Annotated in this window: 13 protein-coding genes; 10 read left to right on the forward strand and 3 right to left on the reverse strand. The window is 70.6% G+C overall.

From position 1 onward, the window contains the following. Nucleotides 1–139 precede the first annotated feature (139 nt). Complete coding sequence (locus tag Q9R19_RS09010) at nt 140–1,750, forward strand: hypothetical protein (protein WP_311256052.1); 1,611 nt, start codon at nt 140–142, stop codon at nt 1,748–1,750. A gap of 139 nt (nt 1,751–1,889) precedes the next feature. Here Q9R19_RS09010 and Q9R19_RS09015 read toward each other — a convergent pair whose 3' ends face one another. Further along, nucleotides 1,890–2,960, reverse strand: a complete 1,071-nt coding sequence (locus Q9R19_RS09015) for a LacI family DNA-binding transcriptional regulator (RefSeq protein ID WP_311256053.1) — start codon at nt 2,958–2,960, stop codon at nt 1,890–1,892. Between the two features lie 58 nt (nt 2,961–3,018). Here Q9R19_RS09015 and Q9R19_RS09020 point away from each other — a divergent pair, with 58 nt between their 5' ends. From Q9R19_RS09020 to Q9R19_RS09040, 5 genes are all read left to right on the forward strand, one after another. Then, on the forward strand, nt 3,019–4,242 hold the full coding sequence (locus Q9R19_RS09020) for an MFS transporter (RefSeq protein ID WP_311256054.1): 1,224 nt from the start codon (nt 3,019–3,021) through the stop codon (nt 4,240–4,242). A gap of 9 nt (nt 4,243–4,251) precedes the next feature. Further along, nucleotides 4,252–4,947 carry an endonuclease NucS gene (gene nucS / locus Q9R19_RS09025; RefSeq protein ID WP_311256056.1) on the forward strand — a complete coding sequence of 232 codons (696 nt, stop codon included), beginning with the start codon at nt 4,252–4,254 and terminating at the stop codon, nt 4,945–4,947. Nucleotides 4,948–4,988: 41 nt separating this feature from the next. Continuing rightward, nucleotides 4,989–5,651 (forward strand): HAD hydrolase-like protein, encoded by a 663-nt coding sequence (locus Q9R19_RS09030; RefSeq protein ID WP_311256057.1) that lies wholly within the window; start codon nt 4,989–4,991, stop codon nt 5,649–5,651. Nucleotides 5,652–5,765: 114 nt separating this feature from the next. After that, the gene (locus Q9R19_RS09035; protein WP_311256058.1) at nt 5,766–6,233 is read left to right on the forward strand and encodes a hypothetical protein; all 468 of its coding nucleotides are present in this window, start codon (nt 5,766–5,768) and stop codon (nt 6,231–6,233) included. Nucleotides 6,234–6,279: 46 nt separating this feature from the next. Next, nucleotides 6,280–7,602 (forward strand): hypothetical protein, encoded by a 1,323-nt coding sequence (locus tag Q9R19_RS09040; protein WP_311256059.1) that lies wholly within the window; start codon nt 6,280–6,282, stop codon nt 7,600–7,602. A gap of 125 nt (nt 7,603–7,727) precedes the next feature. On the opposite strand, the gene Q9R19_RS09045 is transcribed toward Q9R19_RS09040, so the two are convergent. Continuing rightward, nucleotides 7,728–7,934: a cold-shock protein gene (locus Q9R19_RS09045; protein WP_311256060.1), complete on the reverse strand. Its 207-nt coding sequence runs from the start codon at nt 7,932–7,934 to the stop codon at nt 7,728–7,730. Between the two features lie 328 nt (nt 7,935–8,262). On the opposite strand from Q9R19_RS09045, the gene Q9R19_RS09050 reads away from it, so the two are divergent. The 4 genes from Q9R19_RS09050 (at nt 8,263) to Q9R19_RS09065 (ending at nt 12,159) form a co-directional block, all read left to right on the forward strand. After that, entirely contained in the window at nt 8,263–9,231 is a 969-nt protein-coding gene (locus tag Q9R19_RS09050; RefSeq protein ID WP_311256061.1) for a hypothetical protein, read from the forward strand. Next, a complete protein-coding gene (locus Q9R19_RS09055) occupies nt 9,228–10,616 on the forward strand; it encodes a hypothetical protein (RefSeq protein ID WP_311256062.1) in 1,389 nt (462 codons plus the stop codon). The genes Q9R19_RS09050 and Q9R19_RS09055 overlap by 4 nt, the downstream gene beginning before the upstream one ends. Before the next feature lie 215 nt (nt 10,617–10,831). Next, a complete protein-coding gene (locus tag Q9R19_RS09060; protein WP_311256063.1) occupies nt 10,832–11,005 on the forward strand; it encodes a CsbD family protein in 174 nt (57 codons plus the stop codon). 92 nt (nt 11,006–11,097) lie between these two features. Continuing rightward, nucleotides 11,098–12,159, forward strand: a complete 1,062-nt coding sequence (locus tag Q9R19_RS09065; RefSeq protein WP_311256064.1) for a YbdK family carboxylate-amine ligase — start codon at nt 11,098–11,100, stop codon at nt 12,157–12,159. Between the two features lie 23 nt (nt 12,160–12,182). On the opposite strand, the gene trpS is transcribed toward Q9R19_RS09065, so the two are convergent. Continuing rightward, nucleotides 12,183–13,235: a tryptophan--tRNA ligase gene (trpS, locus tag Q9R19_RS09070; protein ID WP_311256065.1), complete on the reverse strand. Its 1,053-nt coding sequence runs from the start codon at nt 13,233–13,235 to the stop codon at nt 12,183–12,185. Nucleotides 13,236–13,275 lie beyond the last annotated feature (40 nt).

Raw genomic sequence — 13,275 nt, forward strand, 5'->3', positions numbered from 1 at the left:
ATGCCCCACCCGCGCACACCCCGCGCACACCCCGCCCGGCCATTGAGCGAGCGCAGCGAGACGAAATGCCCCCACACCCCCCCGGTCATTGAGCGAGCGAAGCGAGACGAAATGCGTGCCGCCATGCGAGCATGACCCCATGCGAAGCGCACGGCGAGAGGCTCCGGGCTGGGCCGCGGCGCTCGCGATCGCCGTGATCGTCGTCGCCCAGGTCGCGTCCACCGCGCGGTCGGACCTGCTGTTCCGCGACGGCGACTCACTGGTCGTCGCCCTGGCCGCGCGTTCGGTGCTGGAGGGGCAGCCCTGGGACTGGGCGTTCTCGAGCGTGCTGTTCCTACCCGAACTGACAGTGTTCCTGCTGCTGCGGATGCTGCTGCCCGGCGTGACGATCATGGGCGTCCTCGCCGTGAACGCTGTCGTGAACGTGCTGGCACTGTACGGCGCCGTGCGGCTCGCGGCGGGCCGACGACTGCCAGGGCGGAGGCCTGTGTTCTGGTCGGTCGCGGCCCTGGCTGCGTTCGGGCTGCTGGCCATCACCGAGACGTCCGCCTCTCGGGATGCCCTGGAGCCGGCATCCCTGGTGCTCACGACCACCTACTACTCGGCGACCGTCGTGGGCTCGGTGCTGACGCTCGGTCTGGTGCGGCGGTGGATCGACGCGCGCTCGTCCTCGCCCCTGCTCAGCGTCGCCGCCCCTGCTCAGGCGCGGAAACCAGCGGGAGCGACGGCGACCAGCAGGTGCGAGGACGGGACGACTCGGCGAGGCACCGCCATCCTGGCCGCGATCGGACTCGTCGTCGCCATCTCGACCCTGACCAACCCGCTGTTCCTGGCTTGGGCGGTGGCGCCGATCGCCGTGCTCCTGCTGTTCGCGCTGCGAGCGACGGTGCTGGGCCGGGCCGCGCTGCTGCCGCTCGGAGTGCTCGTCGTCGGCGCGGGAGCAGGCTTCGCCGCTCGCATTCCGTTCTCGGCATGGATCACGAACACGGGTGCCGGCTACGCGCAGCCGGAGTTGTGGATGCAGTCCGTCGGCTACTACGGCGAGCTGGTGCTCACGCGCTGGACGACACCGGGAGGCGTTGCGGCCACCATCTTGATCGGGCTGCTGCTCGCGGTGGCGGTGCGGCGCAGCATCCGTTCCTCCAGCGGAAGACGTGAGCAGAACGACGGCGAGCGCCTCATCGCCGCCTATGCCTGGTTCGCTCCGCTTGCGGTCGTGCTCGGCGCGATCGCGCTCGGCACGCACGCGGCGCGATACCTGGAGCCCATCGCCTTCGCTCCGGTGCTCGCGCTGGCCGCACGTCCCGTGAACGTGCGCCTCTCCCCCGGCATCCGTCGTGCCGGTGCGGTCACGGCATCCGCTCTGCTCGTGCTCGGCGCCGCCTTCTCGCTCCCCCGCATCCCGGCCGCGGTGGGTGCCCCGGATGCCGACGCGACCTGCGTCGTCGACTGGGTGAACGCGTCGGGCCGCACGGGTGCCGGCCAGTTCTGGACCGTGCGCCTGCCGAAGCTGCTGCTGCGCGACCCCGCACAGCTGGTGCAGGTCGATCACACGCTGCGCGGCTACGCCTGGCTGGTCAACCGCGCCGACTTCGCGGTGGGTGAGGTGACGTTCCTGGTCGAGGACGCGCAGACCGTCCCCTGGCAGCTCACGGATGCCCCGCAGCCGGATGCGACGATCGGATGCGGCCGCTACCGCATCCTGGACTACGCGAGCCACCCCCTGCCCCTCGGCCCCCAGCGCTCCTGACTCCCCGCACCCCGCGCCCCGCACTCCACCTCCTCCTCCACCTCCTCCTCCGTCTATATGGCGCAAAACACCGTTTCCGGGCGGTTTTTGCGGCACTTTGTGACATATAGACGGGAGGGTGCGCGGGGCGCGCGGGGGGTCAGGATGCCGGGGGCGCGGCCGTCTCGCCCTCGCGGAACGTGCACGTGAAGTGCACGGACTGGCCGTCGGCGCCGGAGAGCATGCGTGCCACCTGCTCCCCCGCGGCGCGGCCCTTCGCCACGGCCGGCTGGGCGACGGTCGTCAGCTTGAGCGAGCCCAGGCCGTCGGCGTTGATGCCGTCGAAGCCGACCACGGTGAGATCCTCCGGCACGCGCAGGTCCAGTTCCTCGGCCGCGCGGATCGCACCGACCGCGAGCAGGTCGCTCTGCGCGACGATCGCAGTGGGCCGATCAGCGCGCAGCGCCCCGTCGGCATCCACCAGCAGTGCTCGCGTGGCGATCATGCCCTCGTCCACCAGGCTCGCCGCGGCCGTCACGCCCGCAGCATCCGGAAACACCTCCCGGAAGCCGGCCAGCCGATCGAGTGTCACGTCCACCGTCGCGGCGGCGATCCGCTCGGGCGTGATCGGGCCGACCTCGCGGCCTGCGTCCAGCGGCAGGGTGAGCGTCGCCACCCGGGTGTGTCCGAGCTCGCGCACGTACCTCGCGATGCCGGCGCTGGCCTCGCGATTGTCCAGCGTGATCTGCGGGATCCCCTTCCCCGCCTCGCCCTCGATCACCACCACCGGCAGTCCGCGCTGACGCACGGTCTCCAGCGCGGCGCGCGTGCGGCCCGAGCATCCGATCAGCACGACCGCATCCACTGGAGCCTCGGCGATCGGCGCCTGCTCACCCTCAGGGTCGTCGCGCAGCAGCAGGATGCCGGTGCTGATCGACGCGAGGGCGTCCGACAGCCCGTCCATCATCGCCGTCGTGACGGGGTCGAGGAACGCGTGTCGCAGCTCCCCGCCGAGCACGATCCCGACGATTCCGCTGCGCCCCGTGCGCAGCGACGCCGCGCGCGGATCGGGGCCCGCGTAGCCGAGCGCCGCAGCCGCGGCGAGCACTCGCTCGCGCGTGGCGTCGGCCACGTTGACCTTGCCGCTGAACACGACGGATGCCGTCGACGTCGAGACTCCGGCCTCACGGGCAACGTCGGCGATGGTCGCGCGGCGTGCGGTGCTGCTCATGATCCGAGGATAACGCGCCCTGACGCGACTAATCGAATCGATTCGATACACTGGTGTGATGGACACCGCGCTCAGTCATTCGCAGTTCGTGCGCTGGCGCGCGGCGATCTTCGCGATCTTCCTGGCCAGCGGCCTGTCGGTCGCGACGTGGGCGTCGCGCGTGCCCGACATCGCGCAGTCGCTCGGCATCGACAAGGCGCAGATCGGTCTGCTGCTGCTCGGGATGGGCATCTCGTCGATCGTCGGCATCTCCACCGGTCCGCTGGTGATGGCCCGCACCGGTGCGCGGCTCGGGATGCTGATCATGATGCTGTCCTTCGGCACCGGCGTCTGCCTGATCGGCCTGGGAGCCGACCTGTTCGGCTCCATCCCGCTGGTGATCGCCGGCATGGTGCTGTTCGGCTTCGGAAACGGTTCGGTCGACGTGATGATGAACGTCGAGGCCACCGCCATCGAGCAGCAGATGGGCCGCACCATCCTGCCCGTGTTCCACGCCTTCTTCAGCTTCGGCACCGTGATCGGGGCCGGTGTCGGCGCCCTCGCCGCGGGCATGCGCTTGAATGTCGCCGCGCACGCCGGGGTGATCAGCGCGATCATCCTGGTCGCCTCGATCGTGTGCTTCTTCCACGTGCCGGTGCGCGAGGCCGCTCTCGATCCCGCACCAGATGTGAAGCCGCGCTGGAGCGAGCGCATGCACACGGCGCTCGAGGCATGGCGCGAGCCGCGCACTTACGCCCTGGGCGTGGTGATGCTGGGCATGTCCTTCGCCGAGGGCGGCGCGAACGACTGGATCGCGCTCGGCGTGGTCGAAGGCCATCAGCAGCCCTCCGGGATGGGCGCTCTCGCACTGGCCGTCTTCTCGATCGGCATGACCGTGGTGCGCCTGTTCGGCGGGCCGCTGGTCGACCGGTTCGGCCGCGTGGCGGTGCTGCGCGTGCTGGCCGCAGCCGCGGCATCCGGCATCCTGCTCTTCATCCTCGGGACGAACCTGCCGCTGATTCTGATCGGCGCCGCACTGTGGGGGATCGGCGCGTCGCTCGGCTTCCCGCTCGGTATGTCGGCCGCCGCCGACGACCCGGCCAAGGCGGCCGCGCGCGTGAGCGCCGCCGCCACGATCGGCTATGTCGCCTTCTTGGGCGGGCCTCCCGTGCTGGGCGTGATCAGCGAGCACATCGGGCTGCTGAACACGCTGTTCATCCTGGTGGCACTGGTGGTCATGTCGGGATTGTTCTCGAGCGCGGCGAAGCCGCTGGGCGAAGGCGCACCCGTCGTGACGAAGTAGGCTCGTCGAGTGCGTCTCGTCATCGCCCGCTGCTCCGTCGATTACACCGGCCGTCTCAATGCCCACCTGCCCCTCGCCACGCGCCTGCTGGTGCACAAGGGCGACGGCAGCCTGCTGGTGCACTCCGACGGCGGCAGCTACAAGCCCCTGAACTGGATGAGCCCTCCATGCACTCTGGTGTCCGAGGAGCCGGGCGAGGAGGAGGCGAGCGCGGGCGTCGTCGAGGTGTGGCGCGTCACGCACAGGAAGACCGGCGACGCGCTGCGCGTGCAGATCTACGAGATCGTCCATGACTCCGCTCACGACCTCGGCATCGATCCCGGACTGCAGAAGGACGGCGTGGAGGCCGACCTGCAGCGGCTGCTGGCCGAGCAGGTGCACCTGATCAGTGAGGGCGGCACGCTGGTGCGTCGCGAGTTCCCGACGGCGATCGGCCCGGTGGATCTCATGATCCGGGATGCCGCTGGTGCGGCCATCGCGGTGGAGGTGAAGCGCCGCGGCGATATCGACGGGGTGGAGCAGCTGACCCGCTACCTCGAGCTGCTGGGTCGCGACCCGCACCTCTCGCCCATCACCGGGGTGTTCGCCGCGCAGGAGATCAAGCCGCAGGCGCGCGTGCTGGCCGAGGACCGCGGCATCCGCTGCGTCGTGCTCGACTACGAGCACATGAAGGGCATCGAGTCCGGCATCCCCCGCCTCTTCTGAGCGGACATCTCCGGACTCGCCGCGCCCGTAGGCTGGGAAGCATGGCGCACTACTCCTGCATCCTCTGGGACGTCGACGGCACGATCGCCGACGCGTCGGCCGGCATCCTGCCGCGGCTTCGTCAGGTGTTCGCGTCGTACGGGCTGCCGGAGCCGGATGCCGCCGAGCTGTCGCTCTGGATCGGTCCGCCGATGTACGTGTCGTTCCAGGAGCGGGCGGGAATGGACGAGGAGCAGGCGCACGAGGCCGTCGCCCGCTATCGAGAGCTGGCAGCCGGCGACGGCTATGCCGCGTCGGTCGACATCTATCCCGGCGTCGCCGAGCTGCTGCGGCGGGTTCAGGATGCCGGGGTGCCGCAGGCGACCGCCAGCACCAAGCCCGAGAACCAGGTGCGCGCCATCCTGGAGCACTACGAGCTGATCGACGCGTTCGCCGCTCTCTCCGGCGCTCGGCCCTCTCCCGAGGGCAGGGCGGACGGCAAGTCGTTCGTGATCGGACAGGCGCTCGAGCGGCTGCGCGCCGCGGGCGTCGACACGTCCCGTCCCGTGCTGGTGGGGGATCGGCACCACGACGTCGAAGGGGCTGCCGAGCACGGCATCCCGGTGATCTTCGTGGATTGGGGATTCGGTTCCGCGGGCGAGGCGGATGCCGCCGACTTCCGCGTCGCCGATCCCGACGCGCTGGGCGCTCTGCTCCTGCGCTGACGGCCGACATGTCCGTCATTCCGGGGCGGGGACAGCATGCCCGGCAGCCGCGTACTGTACCGTGAACATGCGGGTATCGCGGCATCTCGAGCGACGAGGAACGGAGGGTCGGCTGTGGCTGAAGCGCCCACTGCACGGAAGGTGCAGCTCAGCGTGCCCGTCGTCGACTCGACGGTGGTCGAGTGGCTCGACCTGCAGTACTCCGCATCGGAGTCGATCCGGCGGCTGATCCGCGAGTCCGTCGCCCGCGAGGGGTTCGTGGACGTCGCCAACCGGCCCGTCCGCCCGCCCGCGCACCCGGTGTACGTGGCCGAGAATCTGCCGGATGACGAGGATCCCGTGCCCGCTCCCCCGGCATCCGAGCCCAAGGCGGTCAAGCCCAAGGCGGCCGAGCCCAAGGCTGCCGAGCCCAAGGCGGCCGAGCCCAAGGCTGCCGAGCCCAAGGCCTCCGCCAGGACGCCCGCGCCCCCGGCATCCGCATCCACGTCCCCCGCACCGAAGTCCCCCGCGGCCGCCCCGGCGGCCGAACCCGACGCGAACGCGGACGCCACCGCGACCATCGACGATCTTCTCGGTCTGTGACCGACCTGACATCATTGAACCGACCACCGGAACGAAAGGCTTTCCCATGAGCTCGGACATCATCCATCTGACCGGCGGCATCGACGTCGGCAACGGCTACGTCAAGGGCATGATCCTGAACACCGACACCGGTGTACGCGATCGGATCGACCTGCCCAGCGCGGTCGTCGCGACGCCGCGCCAGTCGCCCAAGGTGCCGCTGGACGATGCCGAGGCGCTGCAGACGATGAACGACGCCGAGGAGGACTTCTACAACCGCCTCGACGCATCCTTCTCCTCGCCGCTGGTCGCCGACAGCGACCGCCGCATCTTCGGCCGGTCGGCCCTGAGCGTGCGCGGCTCCGTGTTCAGCGAGTTCGAGGTGCACGACGGTCACGCCAGCAAGGCGGACCAGCAGCTGAGCAAGATCCTCGTGCTCGGCGTCTACGCCACCAAGGCGCTGCGCGACTACGTCCGCACCCACGACGCCCTTCCCGAGCAGGAGCTGCGGGTGCGCGTGCGCACCGGTCTGGCGCTGCCCATCAGCGAGTTCGTGGCGCGGCGCTACGGCTACGCGGGCGAGTTCATCGGCGCCAAGGGCTCTGCCGTGCACCTGGTGACGATCAAGAACTTCAACACGCCCGTGAGCGTGCGCCTGGAGTTCGAGGACGTGCAGGTGGTCGCCGAGGGCGCGTCGGCGCAGTACGCGATCTCCGACAAGGGCGAGCCGCTGGCCAACGCCCTGCTCACCGACCTGCGCTCGCGCGAGCCGGAGATGCTTCCCGGTGTGACCGGCGCCGACCTGGTGGCCGCCCAGAACACTGTCGGCATCGACGTCGGAGAGGGCACGGTGAACTTCCCGGTGTTCACGAACGCCCGGTTCAATGCCGAGGCGGCATCGACCCTCGACATGGGCTACGGCACCATCCTCGAGAACGCGCTCGACCGTCAGGACGAGGCCGAGCTGCGCTTCACCAGCCGCAAGCAGCTCGCCGACTTCCTGCAGACCACTCCGTCGGTGCTGCAGCGCAACCGTCACCAGCGGGCCGTGCAGCTGGTCGAGCCCGATGTGAAGCACCTGGTCGATCAGATCCGTCGCGCGTTCAGCGAGACGCTCAGCCAGTCGGGCGAGTCGACCGAGGTCGTCTACGTGTACGGCGGAGGCTCCGGCCCGATCAAGGAGGAGCTGTACCCCGAGCTGATCAAGGCCGCCGGCGACGTGCCGGTGCTCTACCTGGATGCCCGGTACTCGCGCCACCTGAACCGCGAGGGTCTGTTCCTGGCCGCGCGCGCTGCCGAAGAGGCCGCCGCCGCCGCTCAGGCCGCGGCGGACACCGCAGCCGACGGGTCGCGTCGCGCCAGCCGCAAGGGCGCCAAGGCCTCGGCCTGATCCCCGCGCCCGCCTGACCGCCATCCGGGCCCGACAGGGCGATCACCTGATCGCCGATCGGGCCCGGATGCGGAAGAACCCCGCCGCACTGCGTGAGCAGCCCGGCGGGGTTCTTCGCGTTCGCCTCAGATGGGGCGGATGTTCTCAGCCTGCAGGCCCTTGGGGCCCTGCGCCACATCGAACTCGACGCGCTGGTTCTCGTCGAGGGAGCGGTAGCCGGAAGACTGGATTGCGGAGTAGTGCGCGAACACGTCAGCGCCTCCGTCGTCGGGGGAGATGAAGCCGAAGCCCTTCTCCGAGTTGAACCACTTGACCGTGCCCTGGGTGCTCATTTACTGCCGTTCTGCTTGTTGCGATGCCGACGCAGGATGCACCGACTGCCGCTAACGCTATCCCAGCCGCCGTGCTGGGCAACAGTGGGAGCCGGATGGTGATCGAAATGTTGCATCCGGAGAATTGGTTGGCCCCCACCGCGGGGGGAGCGATGGGGGCCGAAGACGACCGGAGGGTGCGTCAGATTTCAGCATACACAATTCCGACCCGCTTTGTCCCCCATATGGGGGACAAATTCTGGAATCGGCGTGCGCGTCGGCGGCGGCGCCCGGCGCCGCCGGAGACTGCGCCTAGTGTTGCTGTCATCACCGCCCGCCGAGGAGTTCGATGACCCTTCCCCGCCCGGCGCGCTCCGGCACCTGGACGCGCGGCACGATCGTGCTCCTGATCGTGTGCGCGGTGCTGGCGTGCGCCGCGATCGCGACGGCCGCGCTGCTGCCCGGGCACGTGCGCGACGGGGTTCGCAGGGATGCCGAGGCCACCGCGCGCGCCTTCCTCGACGGCGCCACCGCGATCGATGCGAGCTGGCGGGATGCCGCCGGCCCGATGCTGCAGGGGATGGTGCCGCTCGGAGCTCCGCTGGCGGGGGAGCGCGGCACCGCGCGGGCGCTGCGTCTGACCGTGGAGTACGACCTCGGCGAGCTGACCTTCGACGCCGAGAGCCTGGAGCGCAGCGACACGGCGAGCGCGATCGCGACGATCACCTACCGCTACACGATGCAGGGTGCCGAGGGCACCGCCTCGATCGCCCAGAAGCTGTGGCTGACGCGTCCCTTCTACTACGGTGACGGCACGCCCCAGCAGGCGCGCCCCGGGCGACAGGCGCCGTCGCGGGTGGGGCCGTGGCGCGTGGCCGGGCTGACGGTTCCGGATGCCGAGGACGACGCGCCCTCGACATCCCGCCTGAGCCTGCGATCCGAACCGCGCGACGCCGACGGCCTGGCCTGCTACACGGCGGCGAGCGCACTCGAGGAGCTCGCCGATCACGCCCGCATCGACGGCCGGCTGGCATCGAGCTGCTTTCCGGACGGGGCGGATGCAGCGGATGTCGTCGACCCGCAGGTCGACACCGCCGACCTGCTCGCCGTGCTGCCCGCGATCGACCGCACCGATCCGGCCAGCCTCCCACCCGAGCTCACGCGGCTGGACACGAACGCGTTCGGATCATTGCGCGCACCGTTCACGGAGTTCCTGATCGCCGAGCGCTACGTGGTCGTGCTCGCCGCGGCGAGCACCGGCGAAGGTCGCCAGGCCGTGCGCCTGGTCGGCATCCGAGAGGCGGTTGAGAAGCGATGAGCGACCAGTCGCCCGCGCCGCTGTCGTCCCCGCCGATACCGCCCGCACATCAATCCTTCCCCGTGCCGCGCCCGGGAACGTCGCGCCGCCCGGTGCGGCCCGCGCCGATCATCGTCGCCCTCACCGTGCTCGTCCTGGTGCTCAGCGGCGGCTGGGCGGCATCCGCCTGGCCCGAGCAGCCGGCCCTGGGTCCGGCGGCGGACTTCGCCTCGCCCGACCCGCAGGCGGCATGGCTGCCGGACTACGTGCCCGACTCGGTGCGCTACCCGCAGGCGTGGACGTCGATGAACAGGGCGCTGCGCGCCAAGGACCGCGACGCCTTCCTGTCGTACGCCGAGGGACAGGCGCGCACGCAGCTCGCGCTGTGGTGGGACAACACCGCCCTGATCGGACGGGGGACCGCGTACATCGTGCCCGCCGTCGGCAGCGACGGCGGGGAGGGCGCGTTTCTCGGCGCCGAGCTGGCGTTCTCGTCGCGTCCGCTGCGCGGCAGCGGGGACAAGGATGCCGGCTACCGGCTGACCGCGGGATTCTCGTACGACATCGTCACCACGGGCGAGGGCGACGCGATGCGCATCACGTCGTTCGAGCCGCAGACGCCGATGCCGTGGGACGAGGGCCCGCTGCACGTGGCCAAGCGCGACCACGTGGTGCTGTACGGCATGGCCGACGAGAAGACGCTCGTCGACGCCACAGTCGACACGGCCGAGAGGGCCGCGGTGCTCGCCATCCGCACGATCACCGACCTGGGCGGCGCCGTGCCGATGAGCGGCTTCGTCTCGGGCATCACCGATCATCAGGATCGGATGGACCGCTGGCGGTTCGGCGACGACGTTCCCGCGGGCGACCCGCAGATCTCCGGGTATGCGACCGCCACCACCCGTCCTGTCGGCAGATCGGACCTGTTCGAGGCGGACATCGCCGTGGGCGACGCCACCTCGGGCGTGCTGGTCATGATGGGTCCGCTCAGCGCCGACCAGCGCCTGGCGACGTTCACCCACGAGTTCGCCCACGGACTGCACTACGCGGCAGCACCACTGACGTCGTTCGACGACCCGCCGGTCGCGGTGTACGAGGGCTTCGCCACGTACATCGAGCTGCGCACCGGGCTCACCGACGTCGGCTGGCTGCGGGACAGGCGCGTGCGTGATCTGATCGCGTCGAAGGGCGCGGCAGCACTCTCCGACACCGCTTTCGACGGCGATGACGCCTGGCTCTCCTACGTCGCCGCCGGCTCGTACTACCTGTTCGCGGCCGAGAACGGCGGCGATCCGTGGCAGCTGGCGCTCGACGGGGCGCGGTCGTGGGATCGCAGCCTGATCCAGGTGATGAACGACCCGCGGTTCAGCGAGGCGGCGTGGCAGGCGTGGCTCGCGTCGCGGTGAGCGGATGCCGGGATGACGGCGACGGGTTGACGGCGACCGGCGGCGGATTGACGGCGACGGGCGGCGGGTTGACGGCGACGGGCGGATTCTCGCATCCGGTGGTGCCTAACCACCGGTGGCATCCGCTGTCAATCCCCTGGAGCGCGGAACGCCGCCGGGTCATGCTGGGCGTTCACCGGGGCGGTTCGTCGCCCCGCGGATGAGAGGAGGCGACCATGGGGATCATGGACGACGCCAAGCACAACGCCGAGAAGATGGCAGGCAAGGCCAAGGAGAACATCGGCGACGCGACCGACAACGAGAGCCTCGAGGCCGAGGGCAAGATGGATCAGGTCAAGGCCGACGCCAAGAAGGTCGGCGACGACGTGAAGGACGCCTTCGACAAGTAAGCCTTCCTTCAGCCGCAGGCGGGTGCGCCGCCGGTCCAGGGCCGGTCGCGTGCCCGCCTTCGTCTGCAGAGACCGCGTGAGAGGAGAAGCGGATGCCGCGGACTGCCCGCTTCGGCGTCGAGGAGGAGTTCGTGCTCCTGGATGCCGCCACGCTGGTGCCGGTCTCGGCTGAGCAGATGCACGCCGCGGTGCTGGGCGAGCTGCCTTCCGGCGGCCGGCTCTCCGCCGAATTCATGACGAGCCAGATCGAGGCCGCGACCGAGCCCGTTCCCACGCTCGCTTCGGCGCAGGAGCAGCTGACGCGAATGCGAGCAGTGCTCGCCCGACACGCTCCCGCCGGCACGCTGGTCGCGGCCACCGGTGCGCCGTTCGCGCTGGCCGGGCCGGGGCGGATCACGTCGTCGCCGCACTACGACGACGTCGCCGATCTGATCGGGCATCTCGCCGCCGAGCACGTGGTCGACGGCCTGCACGTGCACGTGGAGGTGGCGGACGACGAGGAGCGCGTCCGGGCGCTGCGGCGGCTGCGCGAATGGCTGCCGCTGCTGCTGGCGCTCAGCGTGAACTCGCCCTTCGCGAACGGCGTCGCCGCCGGGCTGGCGAGCTGGCGCAGCACGCTCCTGCGCCGGCTACCGGTCTCGTGGGGGCCACCCGCGTTCGCGGATGCCGACGACTACCACCGCACGGTCGACCGGCTCCTCGCGATCGGCGCGCTTCCCGCACGCTCCTCGGTGTCGTGGGCGGTGCGTCTGTCGGATCGCTACGACACGGTGGAGACCCGCGTCGCGGACGCGCAGCTGAGTGTGACGGACTCCCTGCTGCTCGCCGCGCTCACCCGCGCGCTCGTACTGAGCGACGAGGTGGTGAAGACCCCGGCGGCCCCGCACGCGCTCGATGCGTCGCTGTGGCTTGCGAGCAGGCACGGCATGCGCGCACGGCTGAGCACGCAGGAGGGAGGATCGGAGCGGGCGTGGCCTCTCGTGGAGCGGATGCTGCGCGGCATCCGACCCGTGCTGGATGAGCTCGGCGACGCGGAGTTCGTCGACGACCAGCTCGCCCGCATGCGCACGGAAGGCACGGGAGCGGAACGTCAACTGCGCGCCCATGGCACGCGCGGGGTCGAGGGCCTCACGGACGTCGTCTCCGTGCACTGACGAGTCTCACGCACTGGCGGGTCTCACGCGTTGGCGTAGCCCATTCCCATGCGCTCGCGCACCTCGGCGAGAGTCCCTTGGGCGAGGGCGTTCGCGCGGGCATTGCCGGCGCCAAGCACCTGACCGACGGCGTCCGGATCGGCGGCGATCTTCTCCCGGCGACTTCTATGCCCCGCGAGGAATGCATTCACGGCATCCGTGGTGAACGCCTTCAGCGCCCCGCTGCCCCGGTCGCCGATCTGCTCGGCGACCGACTCGGGGCTGGAGCCGACGCACAGCGCCGCTGTCGAGAGCAGCCCCGAGACGCCGGGACGGCGCTGCGGGTCGTAGGTGATCACGCGATCGGCATCCGTGCGGGTGCGACGGATGGCATCCGCCGTCTCGTCCTCGGTCATCGACAGCGCGATCGCGTTGCCGTACGACTTCGACATCTTGCGGCCGTCCAGGCCGGGGATCTCCGGGGTGTCGGTGACCATCGCCTCGGGTTCGGGGAAGGTGGCGCCGTAGCGCTCGTTGAAGCGGCGCGCGATGGTGCGGGTGATCTCCACGTGCGGCAGATTGTCCTTGCCGACCGGCACGAGGTTGCCCTTGCAGAACAGGATGTCGGCGGCCTGGTGCACCGGGTACGACAGCAGCAGGCCGCTCAGGGCCCGGCCGGATGCCGCGTGCTCAGCCTTCACGGTGGGGTTGCGGTGCAGCTCGGCTTCGCTCACCAGGCTGAGGAAAGGCAGCATCAGCTGGTTGAGCGCGGGAACGGCGGAGTGCGCGAAGATCGTGGTGCGCTCGGGGTCGAGGCCGGCGGCCAGGTAGTCGAGCACAGCGCCCCGCACGTGATCGCCGACATTCGCCGCGGTGTCGCGGTCGGTGATCACCTGGTAGTCGGCGAGGATGACGAACGTCTCCACGCCCAGCGACTGCAGCCGCACCCGTTCGCGGATCGTGCCGAACAGGTGGCCGAGGTGCAGCCGCCCGGTGGGCCGCTCGCCGGTGAGAACGCGGAATCCTGCCGGGTCGTCGGCGATCCTGCGCTCGAGGTCCGGCATCCGGTGGCGGGTGGCGGTGTACGAATCGGTCATGATGAGCCCTTCTGAGAAGGGCCGCACGACGAAGGATGCC

Source organism: Microbacterium sp. ARD32, from assembly GCF_031844385.1.
GTDB lineage: Bacteria > Actinomycetota > Actinomycetes > Actinomycetales > Microbacteriaceae > Microbacterium.

Coding starts and splice junctions, on each gene's coding strand:
- Q9R19_RS09010 (WP_311256052.1), top strand. CDS start 140: ATGCGAAGCGCACGGCGAGAGGCTCCGGGCTGGGCCGCGGCGCTCGCG.
- Q9R19_RS09015 (WP_311256053.1), bottom strand. CDS start 2,960: ATGAGCAGCACCGCACGCCGCGCGACCATCGCCGACGTTGCCCGTGAG.
- Q9R19_RS09020 (WP_311256054.1), top strand. CDS start 3,019: ATGGACACCGCGCTCAGTCATTCGCAGTTCGTGCGCTGGCGCGCGGCG.
- Q9R19_RS09030 (WP_311256057.1), top strand. CDS start 4,989: ATGGCGCACTACTCCTGCATCCTCTGGGACGTCGACGGCACGATCGCC.
- Q9R19_RS09040 (WP_311256059.1), top strand. CDS start 6,280: ATGAGCTCGGACATCATCCATCTGACCGGCGGCATCGACGTCGGCAAC.
- Q9R19_RS09045 (WP_311256060.1), bottom strand. CDS start 7,934: ATGAGCACCCAGGGCACGGTCAAGTGGTTCAACTCGGAGAAGGGCTTC.
- Q9R19_RS09050 (WP_311256061.1), top strand. CDS start 8,263: ATGACCCTTCCCCGCCCGGCGCGCTCCGGCACCTGGACGCGCGGCACG.
- Q9R19_RS09055 (WP_311256062.1), top strand. CDS start 9,228: ATGAGCGACCAGTCGCCCGCGCCGCTGTCGTCCCCGCCGATACCGCCC.
- Q9R19_RS09060 (WP_311256063.1), top strand. CDS start 10,832: ATGGGGATCATGGACGACGCCAAGCACAACGCCGAGAAGATGGCAGGC.
- Q9R19_RS09065 (WP_311256064.1), top strand. CDS start 11,098: ATGCCGCGGACTGCCCGCTTCGGCGTCGAGGAGGAGTTCGTGCTCCTG.
- trpS (WP_311256065.1), bottom strand. CDS start 13,235: ATGACCGATTCGTACACCGCCACCCGCCACCGGATGCCGGACCTCGAG.